Annotated in this window: 15 protein-coding genes; 10 read left to right on the forward strand and 5 right to left on the reverse strand. The window is 72.3% G+C overall.

The genetic code is table 11. The features are described 5' to 3' along the window. Window positions 1-10 precede the first annotated feature (10 nt). Window positions 11-916, reverse strand: a complete 906-nt coding sequence (locus ACZ5GP_RS21285) for a 5'-3' exonuclease (RefSeq protein ID WP_468752537.1) — start codon at window positions 914-916, stop codon at window positions 11-13. A gap of 304 nt (window positions 917-1,220) precedes the next feature. Between ACZ5GP_RS21285 and ACZ5GP_RS21290 the strand changes: the two genes are divergently transcribed. The 5 genes from ACZ5GP_RS21290 (at window position 1,221) to ACZ5GP_RS21310 (ending at window position 7,456) form a co-directional block, all read left to right on the forward strand. Further along, window positions 1,221-2,291, forward strand: a complete 1,071-nt coding sequence (locus ACZ5GP_RS21290) for a quaternary amine ABC transporter ATP-binding protein (RefSeq protein WP_468752326.1) — start codon at window positions 1,221-1,223, stop codon at window positions 2,289-2,291. After that, window positions 2,284-4,896, forward strand: a complete 2,613-nt coding sequence (locus tag ACZ5GP_RS21295) for an ABC transporter permease/substrate binding protein (protein WP_468752327.1) — start codon at window positions 2,284-2,286, stop codon at window positions 4,894-4,896. Before ACZ5GP_RS21290 ends, ACZ5GP_RS21295 begins: the two co-directional genes overlap by 8 nt. A 143-nt stretch (window positions 4,897-5,039) precedes the next feature. Further along, window positions 5,040-6,086 (forward strand): hypothetical protein, encoded by a 1,047-nt coding sequence (locus ACZ5GP_RS21300; protein ID WP_468752328.1) that lies wholly within the window; start codon window positions 5,040-5,042, stop codon window positions 6,084-6,086. A 58-nt stretch (window positions 6,087-6,144) separates the two neighbouring features. Then, window positions 6,145-6,720, forward strand: coding sequence for a helix-turn-helix domain-containing protein (locus ACZ5GP_RS21305; protein WP_468752538.1), 576 nt, complete (start codon window positions 6,145-6,147; stop codon window positions 6,718-6,720). 1 nt (window position 6,721) lies between these two features. Continuing rightward, window positions 6,722-7,456: a helical backbone metal receptor gene (locus ACZ5GP_RS21310; RefSeq protein ID WP_468752329.1), complete on the forward strand. Its 735-nt coding sequence runs from the start codon at window positions 6,722-6,724 to the stop codon at window positions 7,454-7,456. On the opposite strand, the gene ACZ5GP_RS21315 is transcribed toward ACZ5GP_RS21310, so the two are convergent. After that, window positions 7,383-8,543: a TDT family transporter gene (locus ACZ5GP_RS21315; protein WP_468752330.1), complete on the reverse strand. Its 1,161-nt coding sequence runs from the start codon at window positions 8,541-8,543 to the stop codon at window positions 7,383-7,385. The genes ACZ5GP_RS21310 and ACZ5GP_RS21315 overlap by 74 nt on opposite strands. 71 nt (window positions 8,544-8,614) lie before the next feature. Between ACZ5GP_RS21315 and ACZ5GP_RS21320 the strand changes: the two genes are divergently transcribed. Further along, window positions 8,615-9,556, forward strand: a complete 942-nt coding sequence (locus tag ACZ5GP_RS21320) for a LysR family transcriptional regulator (protein ID WP_468752331.1) — start codon at window positions 8,615-8,617, stop codon at window positions 9,554-9,556. Window positions 9,557-9,613: 57 nt separating this feature from the next. Here the strand turns inward: ACZ5GP_RS21320 and ACZ5GP_RS21325 are convergent, their stop codons facing one another. From ACZ5GP_RS21325 to ACZ5GP_RS21335, 3 genes are all read right to left on the reverse strand, one after another. Further along, window positions 9,614-10,300, reverse strand: coding sequence for a gamma-glutamyl-gamma-aminobutyrate hydrolase family protein (locus ACZ5GP_RS21325; RefSeq protein WP_468752332.1), 687 nt, complete (start codon window positions 10,298-10,300; stop codon window positions 9,614-9,616). A 56-nt stretch (window positions 10,301-10,356) separates the two neighbouring features. Beyond that, window positions 10,357-11,802: an ethanolamine permease gene (gene eat, locus ACZ5GP_RS21330; protein ID WP_468752333.1), complete on the reverse strand. Its 1,446-nt coding sequence runs from the start codon at window positions 11,800-11,802 to the stop codon at window positions 10,357-10,359. Between the two features lie 176 nt (window positions 11,803-11,978). Next, window positions 11,979-12,728 carry a FadR/GntR family transcriptional regulator gene (locus ACZ5GP_RS21335; RefSeq protein WP_468752334.1) on the reverse strand — a complete coding sequence of 250 codons (750 nt, stop codon included), beginning with the start codon at window positions 12,726-12,728 and terminating at the stop codon, window positions 11,979-11,981. A 75-nt stretch (window positions 12,729-12,803) separates the two neighbouring features. Between ACZ5GP_RS21335 and ACZ5GP_RS21340 the strand changes: the two genes are divergently transcribed. The 4 genes from ACZ5GP_RS21340 to ACZ5GP_RS21355 all read left to right on the forward strand — a co-directional run bounded on the left by ACZ5GP_RS21340 (window position 12,804) and on the right by ACZ5GP_RS21355 (window position 17,730). After that, window positions 12,804-14,174, forward strand: a complete 1,371-nt coding sequence (locus tag ACZ5GP_RS21340; RefSeq protein WP_468752335.1) for a glutamine synthetase family protein — start codon at window positions 12,804-12,806, stop codon at window positions 14,172-14,174. A gap of 7 nt (window positions 14,175-14,181) precedes the next feature. Beyond that, window positions 14,182-15,531, forward strand: a complete 1,350-nt coding sequence (locus ACZ5GP_RS21345; RefSeq protein ID WP_468752336.1) for an aldehyde dehydrogenase family protein — start codon at window positions 14,182-14,184, stop codon at window positions 15,529-15,531. A 5-nt stretch (window positions 15,532-15,536) separates the two neighbouring features. Further along, the gene (locus tag ACZ5GP_RS21350; protein WP_468752337.1) at window positions 15,537-16,316 is read left to right on the forward strand and encodes a 3-oxoacyl-ACP reductase; all 780 of its coding nucleotides are present in this window, start codon (window positions 15,537-15,539) and stop codon (window positions 16,314-16,316) included. A gap of 91 nt (window positions 16,317-16,407) precedes the next feature. Beyond that, on the forward strand, window positions 16,408-17,730 hold the full coding sequence (locus ACZ5GP_RS21355) for a haloacid dehalogenase-like hydrolase (RefSeq protein WP_468752338.1): 1,323 nt from the start codon (window positions 16,408-16,410) through the stop codon (window positions 17,728-17,730). The last annotated feature ends 4 nt before the right edge of the window (window positions 17,731-17,734 follow it).

The raw sequence follows: 17,734 nt of genomic DNA on the forward strand, positions 1-17,734 counted from the left end.
AGCTAGCACTTCAGGCCTGGAGCGTGGTGAGGAGGCGGTGGAGCGAGCCGCCCAGGTTCCACCGCTCGGCCAGCTCTTCGAGGGCCGCCGCGTCGCGGGGCGCGCGGGGGAGTGCCACGTCGACCTCGGGCAGCGGGACGTCGGCGGCGACCCGGACGACCTTCGGCGCGACCGCCACGTACGGCCGGGACTCGTCCAGGCGCCTGCGCTGGGAGGGGGTCAGCTTGGAGCGCGGGTCGTCCACGGCGGTCATGATCCCGGCCAGGTCGCCGTAGGCGTCCAGGAGCTTGGCCGCCGTCTTCTCGCCGATGCCGGGCACCCCGGGCAGGCCGTCGCTCGGATCGCCGCGCAGCAGCGCCAGATCGACGTAGCCCGGGCCGTCCACGCCGTACTTCTCGCGCAGCCACGCCTCGTCGGTGACCTGGAGGGTGCCGACTCCCTTGAGGGGGTACAGGACGCGGATGCCGCGCGCGTCGTCCACCAGCTGGTAGAGGTCGCGGTCGCCGGTGACGATGTCGACCGGTCCCGTGGCGCGGGCCGCGAAGGTGCCGATCACGTCGTCGGCCTCGTACGCCGGCACGCCCACCCGGGCGATGCCCAGCGCGTCCAGGACCGCCTCGATCACCGGCACCTGCGGGGAGAGGGTGTCGGGGACCTCCTCGGCGTCCGGGCCCTGCGCGCTCTCCTCGGCGACGCGGTGCGCCTTGTAGGAGGGGATGAGCTCGACGCGCCAGTGCGGGCGCCAGTCCGCGTCCATGCACGCGACCAGGTCGTCCGGCCGGTGGTCCTGGACGAGGCGGGCGATGAAGTCGAGCAGCCCGCGCACGGCGTTGACCGGCGTGCCGTCCGGGGCCCGCACGGAGTCCGGGACGCCGAAGTAGGCCCGGAAGTAGAGGGAGGCCGTGTCGAGGAGCATGAGCCGTCGTGTTCGCTGAGTCACGGTCCGCATCATGCCGCACGGCACCGACAGCGGCCCGGTGCGGCGCTGACGGTGTCCCCGGAGGCGGGTTGCGCATCGCGAGACGCCGCCGCCCGAGGCGCAACGGACGTGAGCCGGGTCACTCTTATGTTTGGTTTTTACGAACAAGGGCAGGCGCGCTGCCGGAACCAACCCAGTCGAGGATTCAACATTTCGATCGGGCAAGTGGTCGGAAGCCACCGCGTTCCACGGCGCGCCGGCGGGGGTGGCGGGCCGTCTTGGTTCGACCCGAGAGGTGTATGTGTCCAGGCTGCAGGCCGAGCATTTGTACAAGGTGTTCGGCAGACGACCCGTTGACGCGGTGGAGCGACTCCGCCACGGAGCCGACCGGGAGGAGCTGCGCGCCGACGGCACCACCGCCGCCGTGATCGACGCCTCCTTCGAGGTCGAACCGGGCCAGATCTTCGTCGTCATGGGTCTCTCCGGATCCGGCAAGTCCACGTTGCTGCGCATGCTCAACGGGCTGTCGGAGCCGACGGCCGGTCACGTCCGCTTCGACGGCCAGGACCTCACCGAGCTGAGCGCGCGCCAGATGCGCCAGGTGCGCTCCAAGAAGATCAGCATGGTCTTCCAGCACTTCGCGCTCTTCCCGCACCGCAGCGTGCTGGAGAACGCGGGCTACGGCCTGGAGGTCCAGGGCGTGCCGCGCGCCGAACGCGAGAAGCGCGCCACCGAGGCGTTGGAACTCGCCGGCCTCAAGGGCTGGGAGAAGTCCTGGCCCGACGAGCTGTCCGGCGGCATGCAGCAGCGGGTGGGCCTGGCCCGCGCGCTCGCCACCGACGCCGACCTGCTCCTGATGGACGAGTCGTTCAGCGCGCTCGACCCGCTGATCCGGCGCGACATGCAGGACCAGCTCCTGGAACTCCAGAAGCGGCTGAAGAAGACGATCGTCTTCATCACCCACGACCTGAACGAGGCCATGCGCCTGGGCGACCAGATCGCCGTCATGCGCGACGGCCGCATCGTCCAGATCGGCACCGCCGAGGACATCCTGGTCACCCCGGCCAACGACTACGTCGCCGCGTTCACGCAGGACGTCGACCGCTCCCGGGTGCTCACCGCCGGCGCGATCATGGCGGACCCGGACAGCGCCTACGTACGGGCCGACGCGCCCGCCACGGTCACCGCGGACACCCCGATCATCGACCTGTTCACGCCCTGCTCCACCAGCGCGGTGCCGGTCGCCGTGACCGACGCGGACGGCAAGCTCGTCGGCGTCGTGCCGCGGGAGCGGCTGCTGGCCGTACTGGGCGAGCCGATGAGCCCCGAGGACGAACCGCAGGACAGCGAGAAGGTGGTCAGCGGTGCCTAGGATTCCGTTCGGTGAGTGGGTCAACGACACCGTCGACTGGCTGCTCGGCCACATGTCGTGGCTGTTCGACTTCTTCAAGACCGTCTTCCAGGGCGCCTACGACGGCATAGCCGACGTGCTCCAGGCGCCCGAGCCGCTGCTGCTGGCGGGCATCTTCGCCGTCATCGCGTTCTGGCTGCGCGGTGTGGTCGCCGGTGTGCTGACCTTCGCCGGCTTCGCGTTCATCGTCTCGCTGGAGCTGTGGGACCACGCGATGATGACGCTGGCCCTGGTGCTCGTCTCGACGGTCATCGCGCTGGTCGTCTCCGTGCCCGTGGGCATCTGGGCGGCACGGTCGAACACGGTCAGCGGCATCGTCCGCCCGGTGCTCGACTTCATGCAGACGCTGCCGGCGATGATCTACCTCATCCCCGCCATCCTCTTCTTCGGGATGGGCGCCCCCGCCGGCATCGTCGCCACCCTGATCTTCGCGCTCGCCCCCGGCGTGCGCATGACGGAGCTGGGCATCCGCCAGGTCGACAAGGAACTGGTCGAGGCCGCCGACGCGTTCGGCACCACCCCGCGCAACATCCTGCTGCGCATCCAGCTCCCCCTCGCCCTCCCCACGATCATGGCCGGTGTCAACCAGGTCATCATGCTGGGCCTGTCCATGGCCGCCATCGCGGGCATGGTCGGCACGGAGGGCCTGGGCGCCGACGTCAACGAGGCCATCGGCCAGCTCAACGTGGGCCTCGGCTCCGAGGCCGGTGTCGCCATCGTCATCCTGGCGATCTACCTGGACCGGATGACCGGCTCGCTCGGCACCCAGGTCTCCCCGCTGGGCCGGCGCGCCGCCGCCAAGGCGCGTGCCGCGCGGGGCCTGAACATCTGGACCTACCGCCCGCAGGCCGCGGTCGCGGTCGTCGGCGTGGTCGTCCTCGCCCTCGTCGCGGGTGGCATGGGCGTCTTCGGCGGCTCGAAGTCCGAGGAAACCACCGCGGACGCGGCGGACGTCGGCCGGGGCGCGAAGATCAACATCGGCTACATCCCCTGGGACGAGGGCGTGGCCTCCACCTTCCTCTGGAAGGAGATCCTGGAGCAGCGCGGCTTCGAGCCGCAGACCAAGCAGCTGGAGGCGGGTCCGCTCTACACCTCGCTGGCGCAGGGCAGCGTGGACTTCCAGACCGACTCCTGGCTGCCGACGACGCACGCCGCGTACTGGAAGAAGTACGGCGACAAGCTGGAGGACCTGGGCGCGTGGTTCGGCCCGACCTCGCTGGAGCTGTCCGTGCCCTCGTACGTGAAGGGCGTCGACTCGCTGGCGGACCTCAAGGGCAAGGGCGGCACGTTCCACGGCAAGATCGTCGGCATCGAGTCGAGCGCCGGGATGATGGGCCTGCTCAAGGACAAGGTGCTCGGGGCCTACGGCCTGGGCAAGGAGTACAAGGTCGTCGACGGCTCCACGCCCGCGATGCTGGCCGAGCTGAAGCGCGCGTACGCCAAGAAGGAACCGATCGTCACCACACTCTGGTCGCCGCACTGGGCGTACAGCGACTTCGACCTGAAGAAGCTCAAGGACCCCAAGGGCGCCTGGGGCAAGGGCGACGGCGTGCACACGCTGGCCCGCAAGGGCTTCTCGGCCCAGAACCCGCAGGTCGCCAAGTGGCTCAAGGACTTCAAGATGAGCGAGAAGCAGCTCACGGGTCTTGAGGCGGAGATCAACAAGGCGGGCAAGGGCAAGCAGCAGGAAGCCGTCCGCGCCTGGCTGAAGAAGAATCCGGGCGTCGTCGACAAGCTGGCCCCGCTGCCGAAGAAGTCCACGCCCGCCGAGGCGAAGCGTCCGCTGAACGCCGCGTACTTCGCGTGGGACGAGAACGTCGCCGTCACCCATCTCTGGAAGCGGGTCCTGGAGAAGCGCGGCTACACGATGAAGCTGACGCCCTCCGACGTCGGCCCCGTCTACACCGCGCTCGCCCAGGGCGACCTCGACCTGGACCTCGACGCCTGGCTGCCCACCGCCCAGAAGCAGTACTGGGAGAAGAACAAGGCGAACCTCAAGGACCTGGGCTCCTGGTACAGCCCGACGTCGCTGGAGGTCGCCGTCCCCTCCTACGTCAAGGACGTGAAGTCGCTCGCGGACCTCAAGGGCAAGGGCGACAGGTTCCAGGGCAAGATCATCGGCATCGAGCCCGGCACGGGTGTGATGACGGCGCTCAAGGACAAGGTCCTGCCCGGCTACGGCCTGGACGAGGAGTACAAGATCGTCTCCGGTTCGACGCCCGCGATGCTCTCCGAGCTGAAGTCGGCGTACGCCAAGAAGGAGCCGGTCGCGGTCCTGCTCTGGTCGCCGCACTGGGCGTACAACGAGTACGAGCTGACCAAGCTCAAGGACCCCAAGGCCGCCTTCGGCAAGGGCGACACCATCCGGACGATCTCCAGCAAGGAGTTCCCGGAGCAGTACCCGCAGCTCACGAAGTGGCTCAAGCACTTCAAGATGAGCGAGAAGGAACTGGCCGGCCTGGAGAACGAGATCAACAAGGCGGGCAAGGGCCATGAGCCCGAGGCCGTCGACTCCTGGCTGAAGAAGAACCCGGGCTTCGAGGAGAGGATGACGCCCGCGCAGTAGGCCGATCCCTTCCTCCCCGTCCCGCTCCCGAGGGGTGGGCCTCGCCCTGTGGCGAAGCCCACCCCTCGGGGCGTTCCCGGGGCTCCCGCCGCTCCCTAGGCTGGGCACCCGCCTCTCCGATCGAACGTAAGTGCTGCCCCGCCGTGATCGTCCGCACGACGCCCCGCCTCGTCCCCACCTTGGCGCTCGCCCTCTCCGCCGCCCTGCTCCTCGCGCAGCTGGCCCGCGCGGACGCCACCCCCGCCTCCGCGGCCACCGCCCGCCTGACCGCGCTCGCCTCGGACGTCACCACCGCCGACGGCCACCGCTACGACGCGCGGGACCACACCGGGCGCACCATGGACGCCGCCGAGATCGAACAGGCCCAGGACGGCCGCTACCTCGCCGTCTACCACACGCTGCTGCCCGACGGCCGCTTCCACGCCGCCGTCGCCACCTCCACCGACCTGCGGCACTGGCGGCGCCGCCACGACTTCGGCCCCGGCACGCACCAGGCCTCGCTCGCCCACGACGGACGCGGCGGCTACGTCCTCGCGTACGAGAAGGACCCCCGCAACCACATCGCCGTCCGCGCCTACGACGACGCGGCGGCGCTGCTCCACGGCCGCGCGGACCGCGCCTTCGACGCACCCCGCACCCTCTCGCGCTGCGCCGAGGGCACCCCCGGCGTCACCGCCGTGCGCGGCGACACCATCCATCTCACCGGGCACTACCGGGCCGCCTGCGACACCGACCGCCAGCTGCGGGCCACCCTCACCGGCTTCCGGCACTGGCACGCCGAACCCGACCGGCGCCTGGACCACGCCGTGCGCGCCTGGGGCACCGGCGGCAACATCGGCGACCGGGCGCCCGTCGCGCTCGGCGGGCAGGGCGCCGTCCTCGTCGAGGGGCAGGGGCGGCGTGCTGACTTCGGCAGCTGGGGCCTGTACGCCTACGATCCCGTGAGCGGCCGCGCCGACAGCCTCGACGTGCGCACCCACGGCGGCAGCCGCGCCTTCGCCAACCCCTCCGCGACCCTGCTGACCGACCCGGGGGGCCGGCCCGCGCTGCTCGTCAGTCTGTTCGTCCCGGCCGAGGGTTCCGCCCCCGCGGAGGCCGGTCAGCTGCTGTACTGGCACAGGCTTCGATCGGCGGTGGGGGCGTTTGGCCATCCGGCCGACGGGGCGGTACCGCCCGGCGAACATGCGTAGGGTGCAGAAGACCCCGCAGGGTGGAGAGTGGACCGACGCGCCGAAGGGAGCCGAGGCGATGGACGAGCACAAGGAGACCCTCCGGGTGGGCTCGGCCGTGCGGCGGCGCCGCCGGCAGCTGGAGCTCACCCTGGCCGTCGTCGCCGAGCGCAGCGGCCTGTCCGTGCCCTTCCTCAGCCAGATCGAGAACGAACGCGCCCGGCCCAGCAGGCGCTCCCTCCAGCGCGTCGCGGACGCCCTGCGCACCACCGACGTCGAGCTGCTCGCCGCGGCGGACCCGGCCCGCACCGTCGACGTCGTGCGCGTCGACGACGACACGGACCTCGACACCTCCACGCCCGAGGCGCGCGTACGCCTGCTCGCCCGCGGCCACCACCAGCTCCAGGTCCTGGAGTTCGTCGGGGACCACGACGAGGGCCGCGAACTCCAGCACCGCAACGACGAGTTGATGTACGTCGTCGAGGGCGCCGTCGAGATGGAGGCGGAGGGCCGCGCCTACCGCCTGGGGCGCGGCGACAGCGTCTTCCTCACCGGAGGGGTGCGCCACCGCTGGCGGGCCACGGTGGCGGACACCCGGGTCCTGGTGGTCGCCGTGGGGGACCACATCGAGGCGATCGACGACGGCGGGCGCTGAGGTGCCCGGGGCGCGGGGACCGCTGCGGGTCGTCTCGCTGGTGCCCTCGCTGACCGAGGCGGTCGCCGTGAGCGCGCCCGGCGCGCTGGTCGGGGCCACGGACTGGTGCGACCACCCGCCGGACCTGGACGTCACCCGGGTGGGCGGCACGAAGAACCCCGATGTGCCCCGGATCGTCTCCCTGGCCCCGGATCTGGTGATCGCCAACGAGGAGGAGAACCGCGCCCCCGACCTGGCCGCCCTGCGCGCGGCGGGCGTCGAGGTCCTGCTGACGGATGTGCGGACGCTGGACCAGGCCCTCCGGGAACTGCGCAGGGTTCTCGCCGCGTGCGGGGCCGGGTCCGCACGCTGGCCGGCCGAGGCGGAGGCGGCATGGCGGTTGCCCCACCCACCGGCCCGGCTGCGGGCGGCGATCCCGATCTGGCGGCGGCCATGGATGGTCCTGGGCCGCGACACGTTCGCGGGGGACCTGCTCGCCCGCCTGGGCATCGACAACGCGTACGCCGGCCACGCCGAGCGGTATCCGCGCATACCGGTCGAGGAGCTGTGCGCGGCCGACCTCGACCTGGTCGTCCTGCCCGACGAGCCGTACCGCTTCACGCGCGACGACGGCCCCGAGGCGTTCCCCGGCCTGCCCGTCGCGCTGGTCAGCGGCCGTCACCTCACCTGGTACGGGCCCTCGCTGGTGGAGGCACCCGCCGTGCTCGGCGCGGCCCTGCGAGCAGCTCGCCGGTGAGGGCACCGCGCACGGTGAGCGCCAGCGCCACCGCCCAGGCGGCGACGAGGAAGGCGTAGAGCCCGGCCGCGAGCCAGTCGAACACCGGCAGGCCGGTGTGCCCGCCGAGCCCCTCGGCGCCCGTCACGCAGGTGCCGACGGGGAAGGTGAACGCCCACCACGTCATCGCGAAGCCCATCCCGGCGCGCCGGGCGCGCCGCACCAGGGCGAGTGCGAGCGCCAGCCACAGCAGGGCGAAGCCCGTCACGGGCACGCCGTAGAGCACGGCGAAGACGAGGAAACCCTGGTCGAGCGGGGCGGGCACGACGCCGGGGGCGGCGTCCGCGAACTTGTTGGCGGCGGTCGTCGACTGGCCCAGCGGGCCGAGCACCAGGAACAGGGTCGGGGTGAGCGCCAGGGGCGGCGGGCCCGAGGTCACCAGACGGGCGAAGACCACGGGCAGGACGACCAGGGTGGCGAGCAGGCTCAGGCCGAACATCGCGAGGCAGGCGTACAGCAAGGTCTGCTGGGCCGTGCCCTCGGGCAGCCGGGGTATCAGCAGCGGGCCGAGGGCCGCCGACACCATCGGGGCCACCACTGGAAGCAGCCACACGGGCGAGGCCTGGTCGGCGGTGATGCGATGGCGGACGACCATCAGATACGGGATGACGACGGCGCCGGCGAGGCCGATCAGGGTGCCGAGGGTGAACAGCACGGCGTCGACCACGACAGCGGCGCCGGTGCCGATCCAGTCCTCGCCGACGATGAGCGCGCCGCCGCCGACCGCGAGCAGCGCCATGGACAGGCAGCCGTAGAAGGGGGCCACGGCCGGGTCGAGGAGATGGGCGCGGGCCTGGTCGCGGTGGTGGGCCCAGTGCGCGGCGCGGGCGGCGAGCAGCGCGGCGAGCAGCACGCAGGACAGCGCCCAGACGGTGGTGCAGGCGGTGCGCAGGCCCGGGACCCGGTAGGGAAGGGTGGCGCCCGCGGTGGCGACGATGGCGGTGCCCATGACGGACGCGTACCAGTTCGGGCCGAGGTGGCGGACGGCGGGGAGCCGGGGGCCGGGGGCGGCGGGAGCGGCAGGGGCCGGGCGGGCGACGGTGACCATGGCTCCACCGTCGTACGCGGACGGGGGGCGGCGCCAGGGAGTACGTTCCTATGAGGACATAAGCTGGCTTTATGAGTCAGCCCTCTTCGTCAGCTCCGCCGCCCGCGTCGGCGCAGGCGGCGCTCGCCCACCGCGTCCCCGACCTCGGGGCGCTCCAACTGCTGCTGGCCGTGGCCCGGCTCGGTAGCCTCGGGCGGGCCGCGCGGGAGCTGGGCATCACGCAGCCGGCGGCGAGCAGCAGGGTCCGCGCGATGGAACGGCAGCTGGGCGTCGCGCTGGTCGACCGGTCGCCGCGCGGCTCGCGCCTCACGGACGCCGGGGCGCTCCTCACCGACTGGGCGGGGCGGATCGTGGAGGCGGCGGAGGCCTTCGACGCGGGGGCGCAGGCCCTGCGCGACCGCAGGGACTCCCGGCTGCGGGTCGCGGCGAGCATGACGATCGCCGAGTACCTGTTGCCGGGCTGGCTGATCGCGCTGCGGACCCAGCGCCCCGACACGGCCGTCTCGCTCCTCGCGGGCAACTCCGCGGCCGTGGCGTCGCGGCTGCTGGCCGACGAGGCGGACCTCGGCTTCGTCGAGGGGCTCACGGTGCCGGCCGGTCTCGACGACGTGGTCATCGCGCACGACCGGCTGGTCGTCGTGACGGCGCCCGGGCACCCCTGGGCGCGGCGCGGCCGGCCGCTCGGCGCCGCGGAGCTGGCGGCGACGCCGCTGATCCTGCGCGAGGAGGGCTCGGGCACCCGCCAGGTCCTGGACGCGGCACTCGGCGGCCTGGCCCGCCCGCTGATCGAACTGTCCTCCACGACGGCGGTCAAGGCCGCGGCGGTCAGCGGCGCGGGCCCCTCGGTCCTGAGCGAACTCGCCGTGGGCGAGGAGCTGGCGGCGCGACGCCTGGTGGAGATCCCCCTGCGGGAGATCCAGCTGCGCCGCGAACTCCGCGCGGTCTGGCCCACGGGCCACCGCCCGACGGGCCCCGGAAGGGACCTGCTGACGCTCACGCGGGGCGGGCGCTGAGCCGAGCGGGGGCGCGGCCGTATGGGCGGCGGAGTCGCAGGGCGCAGCGAGCCGCGCTCAGGAGGCGGCTTGGGCCAGTGCTGCCATGACCCGTGTGTCCTCCCCCATCTCCGGATGCCACTGCACGCCCAACGCCCAGGCGGGCGAGGCCAGTTCGATGGCCTCCACGGTGCCGTCCTCCGCGTGGGCCGAGGCCGTGAGACCCTCGCCGAGGCGGTCCACGGCCTGATGGTGGTACGTCGGCACGTCCGACGTCGTGTCCGAGGCGATGGACGCGTAGAGCGTGCCCGGCACCGGTTTCACCGTGTGCGTGCCGAAGACACCCGGCGCCACCGCGTGCCCGTCCAGGTGCTGCACCAGCGTGCCGCCGAGCGCCACGTTCATCAGCTGCATGCCCCGGCAGATGCCGAGCAGCGGCGTCCCGGATTCCAACGCGGCCTCGATCAGGGCCAGTTCCCAGGCGTCCCGCTCCGGAGCGGGCGGCCCGGTCAGCTCCTCGCGCCGCGCCCCGTACCGCACGGGCTCGACGTCGGGCCCGCCCGCGATGACCACGCCGTCCAGCCGGGCGACGACGGAACGCGCGTACGACGGGTCGTCCGGCGGCAGCAGGGTGGCGAGGGCGCCCGCCCGCCGCACCATGCTCGGGTACGCGGCGGGCAGCAGCACCGCGGGCAGCTCCCACACGCGCCAGCTCGCCCGCGCCTCCAGGTAGGTGCTGACCCCGATCAGCGGCCTGCCGTCCACTGCGTTCTCCCTCGTCGTCGTCCTCGTCGTCCTCGCCGCTGTCCGCGCCGAGGGGCTCAGTCGCGTGCCAACTCCGCCTCGGCGGCCGCGAGCGCCGCGAACTCCTCCTCCGGCGCGCGCGCCACCAGATGGCGGCGGCTGTACAGCCCGAAGTAGGCGATGGCTACCCCGTACACCACGAGCGCGATGACCGCCGCCGTCACGTCCACCAGGAAGGTGGCGATGAGCGCCGCACAGGCGAGGACCAGCGCGACCGACGAGGTCAGGACGCCGCCGGGCGTGCGGTAGGGGCGCTCGAGGCCCGGCTCGCGGCGGCGCAGCACGATGTGCGAGAGCGACATCAGCGCGTACGAGATGGTGGCGCCGAACACCGCGACGTTCAGCATGCGGGCGCCGTCCCCGGTCGCCGCGGCGAGCCCGAAGCCGATCGCGCCGGGCACGAGCAGCCCGAGGTAGGGCGTCTTGCGGCTGCTGGTGAGCGACAGGAAGCGGGGGAGGTAGCCGGCGCGGGAGAGCGCGAAGAGCTGGCGCGAGCCCGCGTAGATGAGGGAGAAGAAGGACGCCACGAGCCCCGCGAGCCCGGCGTAGTTGATGACGCGGCTCAGGCCCGTCGCCTCGCCGTCCGGCTGCAGCGCCTCGACCAGCGGGTTGCCCGCGCGCTGGATCGCGTCGGCGCCGCGCGCGCCGGCCGAGGCGAAGAAGGTGAGGAGCGCGAGGGCGACGAGGATGGCCATCGACCAGCGGATCGCCCGCGGCAGCGTGCGCGCGGGGTCCTTCGTCTCCTCGGCGGCCAGCGGTACGCCCTCCACCCCGAGGAAGAACCACATGCCGAAGGGGAACGCCGCCCAGATGCCCAGCAGGCCCATCGGCAGCCAGGAGTTGGCGCCGAAGGCGTCCGCCTCCACGGGTATGTCGTTCAATTTGGAGGCGTCGAAGTCCAGGAACGCGCCGACCGCGAAGACCAGCAGCGCCGCCACGGCGACGCCGGTCACGACGAAGCTGAAGCGCAGCGCCTCGCCGACGCCCCACAGGTGGATGCCGATGAAGACGACGAAGCAGGCCAGGTAGACCGGCCAGCCGGAGGTGAGGCCGAACAGGCCGAGCGACTTGACGTAGTCGCCGATGAAGATGGAGATCGCGGCGGGCGCCAGGATGTACTCGATGAGGATCGCCGTGCCGGTCAGGAAGCCGCCCCAGGGGCCGAGCGCCCGGCGCGCGAAGCCGTAGCCGCCGCCCGCCGTGGGCAGTACGGAGGAGAGTTCGGCGAGCGAGAAGACCATGCAGGCGTACATCACGCCCATCAGGGCCATGGCGATCCCGAGGCCGCCGAAGCCGCCCTCGGCCAGGCCGAGATTCCAGCCCGAGAAGTCGCCCGACACGACGTAGGCGACGCCGAGGCCGGTGAGCAGCAGCCAGCCCGCGCTGCCCCGGCGGAGCGTCCTGCGCTCCAGGTAGTCGTCCGCCGGTTCGGCGGGGCTCGGCTTGCTGGACTCCACGGTCATGGCACGGCTCCTATGCGGCGGCGGCACTGCGGGGCGGGGAGGGGAGGGGGAGGGCTTAGCGGCTGGGCGACTGGGCGGCTGAGTGGCTGGGCGATTCAATGGAACGGATGCATACCTTTGCCGTGCCGGGGGTAGGAAAGCAAGACCCGTGCGTTACGGAGAGGTAAAAGGCCGCCTCACGTCAAGAACCCCCGCAGCAGCGCCGCCGTGCCCGCGCAGTGCTCCCGCATCATCTCCCGCGCCCCGTCCGCATCCCCGTCGAGCACCGCCTCGACGAGCGCGGTGTGCTGGCGCTGCGAGTGCTCCAGGTTGCGCACCAGCAGCGGGATGCAGTCCAGCAGGTCGTTCACGGTGGCCCGCACCGCCGCGTACTGCGCGGTGAGCGTGGGGGAGCCGCACAGCTCGGCGAGCGTGAGGTGCAGCAGCGTGTCCAGGCGGCGGTACTGCGACAGGGGCGCGTCATGCGTCCGCGCGAGCGCCGCCCGCAGCCGGTCCGCCTGGTCGCCGGTGAGGCCGTGCGCCGCGCACAGCCCGGCCGCGCCCACCTCCAGGACCTCCCGGAAGCGCAGCGCGTCCTCCACGTCCACGTCCGCGATCCGCCGGCGCAGCTCGTCCTCGCCCGCCGCCTCGGGGCGCGGGCGCACGAAGGTGCCGCCGTACCGTCCGCGCCGCGACTCGACCAGGCCCTGGTCGGTCAGCACCTTCAGGACCTCCCGCAGCGTGACCCGGCTGATGCCGAGGCGGTCGGCCAACTCCCGCTCTGACGGCAGGCGTTCGCCGCCCGGCACCAGGCCGAGGCGGACGACCTGGAGGATCTGCTCCAGCGCCTCCTCGAAGCCGTTGCCCGCCCGCACCGGGCGCAGTACCGGAGTCAGCCGGTCGTCGTCCTGCGCCGCGGGAGATCTGCCCTCTTCCGGGTGCGACATCTCCGTACCCCCTTCCCAAGCAAAGGTTCTCCGCAATACCTTATGGCTCCCGGCTGACCCAAGGAGGCATTTCCCGTGGCAGACCGCACACCCCCGCTCGCCGTCGAGGAGCTGACGGCCCTCGTCGCGAGCGGTGAGATCGACACTGTCGTCCTGGCCTTCCCCGATATGCAGGGGCGGCTCCAGGGCAAGCGGTTCGCCGCCCGCTTCTTCCTCGACGAGGTCCTCGAACACGGCACGGAGGGCTGCAACTACCTCCTCGCCGTCGACACGGAGATGAACACCGTCGACGGATACGCCATGTCCTCCTGGGAGAGCGGCTACGGCGACTTCGCCCTGCACGCCGACCTCACCACCTTGCGCCGCGTCCCCTGGAACGCGGGCACCGCGATGCTGATCGCGGACCTCGCCTGGAACGACGGCTCACCCGTCGTCGCGGCCCCCCGCCAGATACTGCGCCGCCAGCTCGACCGGCTCGCGGAGCTCGGCTACAGCGCGCACGTGGGGACCGAGCTGGAGTTCATCGTCTTCAAGGACACCTACGAACGGGCCTGGGACGCCGGCTACAAGAACCTCACGCCCGTCAACCAGTACAACGTCGACTACTCCGTCCTCGGGACCGGCCGCGTCGAACCCCTGCTGCGCCGCATCCGCAACGACATGGCGGCCGCCGGGCTCGTCGTCGAGTCGGCCAAGGGCGAGTGCAACCCCGGCCAGCACGAGATCGTGTTCCGCTACGACGAGGCCCTCGTCACCTGCGACCAGCACGCCATCTACAAGACGGGCGCCAAGGAGATCGCGGCCCAGGAAGGTGTCTCGCTCACCTTCATGGCCAAGTTCAACGAGCGCGAGGGCAACTCCTGCCACATCCACCTCTCGCTCCAGGACGCCGACGGCGCCAACGCCATGGCGGGCTCCCCGGACGACCCCGGGGGCATGTCGCCCCTCATGCGGCACTTCCTCGCCGGACAGCTCGCCGCGCTGCGCGACTTCTCCCTCCTCTACGCGCCCAACATCAACTCCTACAAGCGGTTCGTGCCCGGCTCCTTCGCGCCGACCGCCGCCGCGTGGGGCCACGACAACCGCACCTGCGCGCTGCGCGTCGTCGGCCACGGCCGCTCCATGCGCTTCGAGAACCGGCTGCCCGGCGGGGACGTGAACCCCTACCTCGCGGTCGCGGCGCTGGTCGCCGCCGGCCTGTACGGCGTCGAGCAGAAGCTCGAACTGCCGGACGAGTGCACCGGCAACGCCTACACCGGCGACTACGCACACGTCCCCACCACCCTGCGCGAGGCCGCCGAGCTGTGGGAGAACAGCCCCATCGCCAAGGCCGCCTTCGGCGACGAGGTGGTCGCGCACTACCGCAACATGGCGCGGGTCGAGCTGGACGCCTTCGACTCCGCGGTGACCGACTGGGAGCTCCGCCGCTCCTTCGAACGCTTGTGAGGCAGCCTTGCTCGAAGTACTGAACCCGGCGACGGAAGAGGTCATCGCGACCGTCCCCGCCGCCGACGCGGACGACGTGCGGCGCGCCGTGGAGCGGGCCGTGACCGCCCAGCGGGCCTGGGCCGCCGTCGCCCCCGCGGACCGCGCCCGGCTGCTGCGCCGCTTCGCCGACACCGTCGACGGCCACCTCGACGAGCTGGCCGATCTGGAGGTCCGCGAGGCCGGTCACCTGCCGGGCAACGCCCGCTGGGAGGCGGGCAACGTCCGGGACCTGCTCCTGTACGCGGCCGGTGGCGCCGAACGTCTCACCGGGCAGCAGATCCCGGCGCCCGGCGGCTGGAACGTCACCTTCCGGGAGCCGCTCGGCGTGGTGGGCGTCATCGCCCCCTGGAACTTCCCGATGCCCATCGCCGCCTGGGGCTTCGCCCCCGCCCTTGCCGCGGGCAACGCCGTGCTGCTCAAGCCCGCCGAGACCACCCCGCTCACCGCCCTCAGACTCGCCGAACTGGCCCTGGAGGCCGGACTGCCCGAGCACGTCTTCCAGGTGCTGCCCGGCCACGGCCACATCACCGGCCGCGCCCTGGTCGACCACCCCGACGTCGCCAAGATCGTCTTCACGGGCTCCACGCGCACCGGCCGCGAGATCATGGAGCGCTGCGCGGGCCAGGTCAAGCGGCTCACCCTGGAACTAGGCGGCAAGAGCCCCAACATCGTCTTCGCCGACGCGGACCTCAAGGCCGCCGCCGACCCCTTCTCCTTCCTCGACAACTCCGGCCAGGACTGCTGCGCCCGCACCCGCGTCCTCGTACAGGAGTCGGTGTACGACGAGGTCGCGGCGCTGCTGACCGAGGCGCTCGGCGATGTCGTCGTGGGCGACCCGCGGGACGCGAAGACGCAGATGGGTCCGCTGATCTCCCGACGGCAGCTGGAGAACGTGCGCGAGCTCGTGCCGGACGAGGCGCCCGGCATCCGCGGCACCGTCCCCACCGGGCCGGGCTTCTGGTTCCCCCCGACCGTCCTGACCGCCGAGCGGCCCGACTCGCCCGCCGCCGTCGAGGAGATCTTCGGCCCCGTCGCGGTGCTGCTGCCCTTCGCCGACGAACAGGACGCGATCCGCCTCGCGAACGCCTCGCCGTACGGCCTGTCCGGCTCGATCTGGACGCGGGACGTGGGCCGGGCCCTGCGGGTCTCCGAGGCCGTCAAGGCCGGGAACCTGTCCGTCAACTCGCATTCCAGCGTGCGCTACTGGACCCCCTTCGGGGGTTACAAGCAGTCCGGCCTCGGGCGTGAGCTGGGCCCGGACGCGCTGCACGCCTTCACCGAAACCAAGAACGTCTTCATCAGCACGGAGGCCTGAACCCCATGTCAGAGAACATCTGCCGCCGCCTCGTCGGCCGCACCGCCGTCATCACCGGCGCCGGCAGCGGCATCGGCCTCGCCACCGCGCGCCGCCTCGCCTCCGAAGGCGCCCACGTCGTCTGCGGCGACATCGACGAGAAGGCCGGCAAGCAGGCCGCCGAGGAGGTCGGCGGGACCTTCGTACGCGTCGACGTCACCGACGCCGAGGAGGTCGAGGCGCTCTTCAAGACCGCCTTCGACACTTACGGCTCCGTCGACATCGCCTTCAACAACGCGGGCATCTCGCCGCCCGACGACGACTCCATCCTGGACACCGGCCTGGAGGCCTGGAAGCGCGTCCAGGACGTCAACCTCACCTCCGTCTACCTCTGCTGCAAGGCCGCCATCCCCTACATGCGGCGTCAGGGCAAGGGCTCCATCATCAACACCGCCTCGTTCGTGGCCAGGATGGGTGCGGCGACCTCGCAGATCTCCTACACCGCGTCCAAGGGCGGCGTCCTCGCCATGTCCCGCGAGCTGGGGGTCCAGTTCGCCCGCGAGGGCATCCGCGTCAACGCGCTCTGTCCGGGCCCGGTCAACACCCCGCTCCTCCAGGAGCTGTTCGCCAAGGACCCCGAGCGCGCCGCGCGCCGCCTCGTGCACATCCCCGTGGGCCGCTTCGCCGAGGCCGAGGAGATGGCCGCCGCCGTGGCGTTCCTCGCCAGCGACGACTCCTCGTTCGTCAACGCCACCGACTTCCTCGTCGACGGCGGGCTCACCGGCGCCTACGTGACCCCCCTGTAGGCACAGCGCGCCGTTCACCCGGCAGCCACCCACACGTCGGTCGGGCGTCGCACGACGCCCGACCGACCCGCGTAGACACGGGAGTGTGTTCGTGAACATCAAGCGCCGCGCCATCGCGGCCGCATCCGTGCTCGCCGTCGCCACCACCGGCTTCCTCGGCGTCCAGGCCACCGCCGAGGCGACCCAGGACGCCCCGCCGAAGGCCGACAAGTGCCCCGCGCTCACCGTCTCCGAAGGCTGGTACGGCACCAACAGAGCCGCACTCCAGCGCATGGTGGACCGCTACGGCCGGTGCGGCGACGAGCGCGGCGCCAGGCCCCTCGCCACCTTCGACTGGGACAACACCGTCGTCAAGAACGACATCGGCGACGCCACCATGTTCTGGCTGCTGCGCAACGGCAGGATCCGTACGCCCTCGGGCGGCGACTGGCGCACCACGAGCCGCTACCTGACCGACCCGGCGGCCAAGGCCCTGGCCAAGGCCTGCCCGGCCACCCGGACGACCCTGCCCACGCACCGGAACACCGCCCGGGGCGCCGCCTGCGCCGACGAGATCCTGTCCGTCTACGGCGAGGGCGCCACGACCTCGGGCGAGCCGGCCTTCGCGGGCTTCGACCACCGCCGCATGGAACCGCAGTACGCCTGGCTCGCCCAACTCACCCGCGGCTGGACCACCCGCCAGGTCAAGGGCTTCGCGGCCGCCGCGCGCGAGGAGAACCTCGCCGCGCCCGTCGGGACGCGGCAGCGGGTCGGCACCCACCAGGTCACCGGCTGGGTGCGCTACTACGACCAGCAGCGCGACCTGGTCCGCACCCTGAAGAAGGCCGGTTTCGACGTGTACGTCGTCTCCGCGTCGCCCGAGCCGGTCGCCGAGGTGTGGGCCGCGGCCGTCGGCGTCGACGCCCGGCACACCCTCGGCATCCGCAACGTCATCGCCCACGGCAGGCAGACCGCCCACCTCCAGGGCTGCGGCACCGTCGCGGACGGCGACGACTCGATGATCACGTACGTCGACGGCAAGCGCTGCTGGATCAACAAGGAGATCCTCGGCGTGCGCGGCGCCGCCGCCGAGAAGGTCCAACCCGCCGCGCGGCGGCAGGTGTTCGCGGCCGGCGACTCGGACACGGACATCTCCTTCCTGCGCGACGCCACCGGCCTCAGGCTCGTCCTGAACCGCAACAAGAACGAACTGATGTGCCGCGCCTACGAGAACGGCGACGGCCGCTGGCTGGTCAACCCCATGTTCATCGAGCCCAAGGGCGAGAAGAGCGACCCCTACCCGTGTGCCACCACCGGCTACACCGAACGGGACGGCCGGCAGGGCCCGGTGCGCCGTACGGACGGCTCGGTGATCCCCGATCAGCGGGACACGGTGTACGGGACGTCGACGCCGTCGCCGGCCCCACGGGACTGATGTA

It is taken from the genome of Streptomyces sp. NPDC031466 (genome assembly GCF_055581265.1).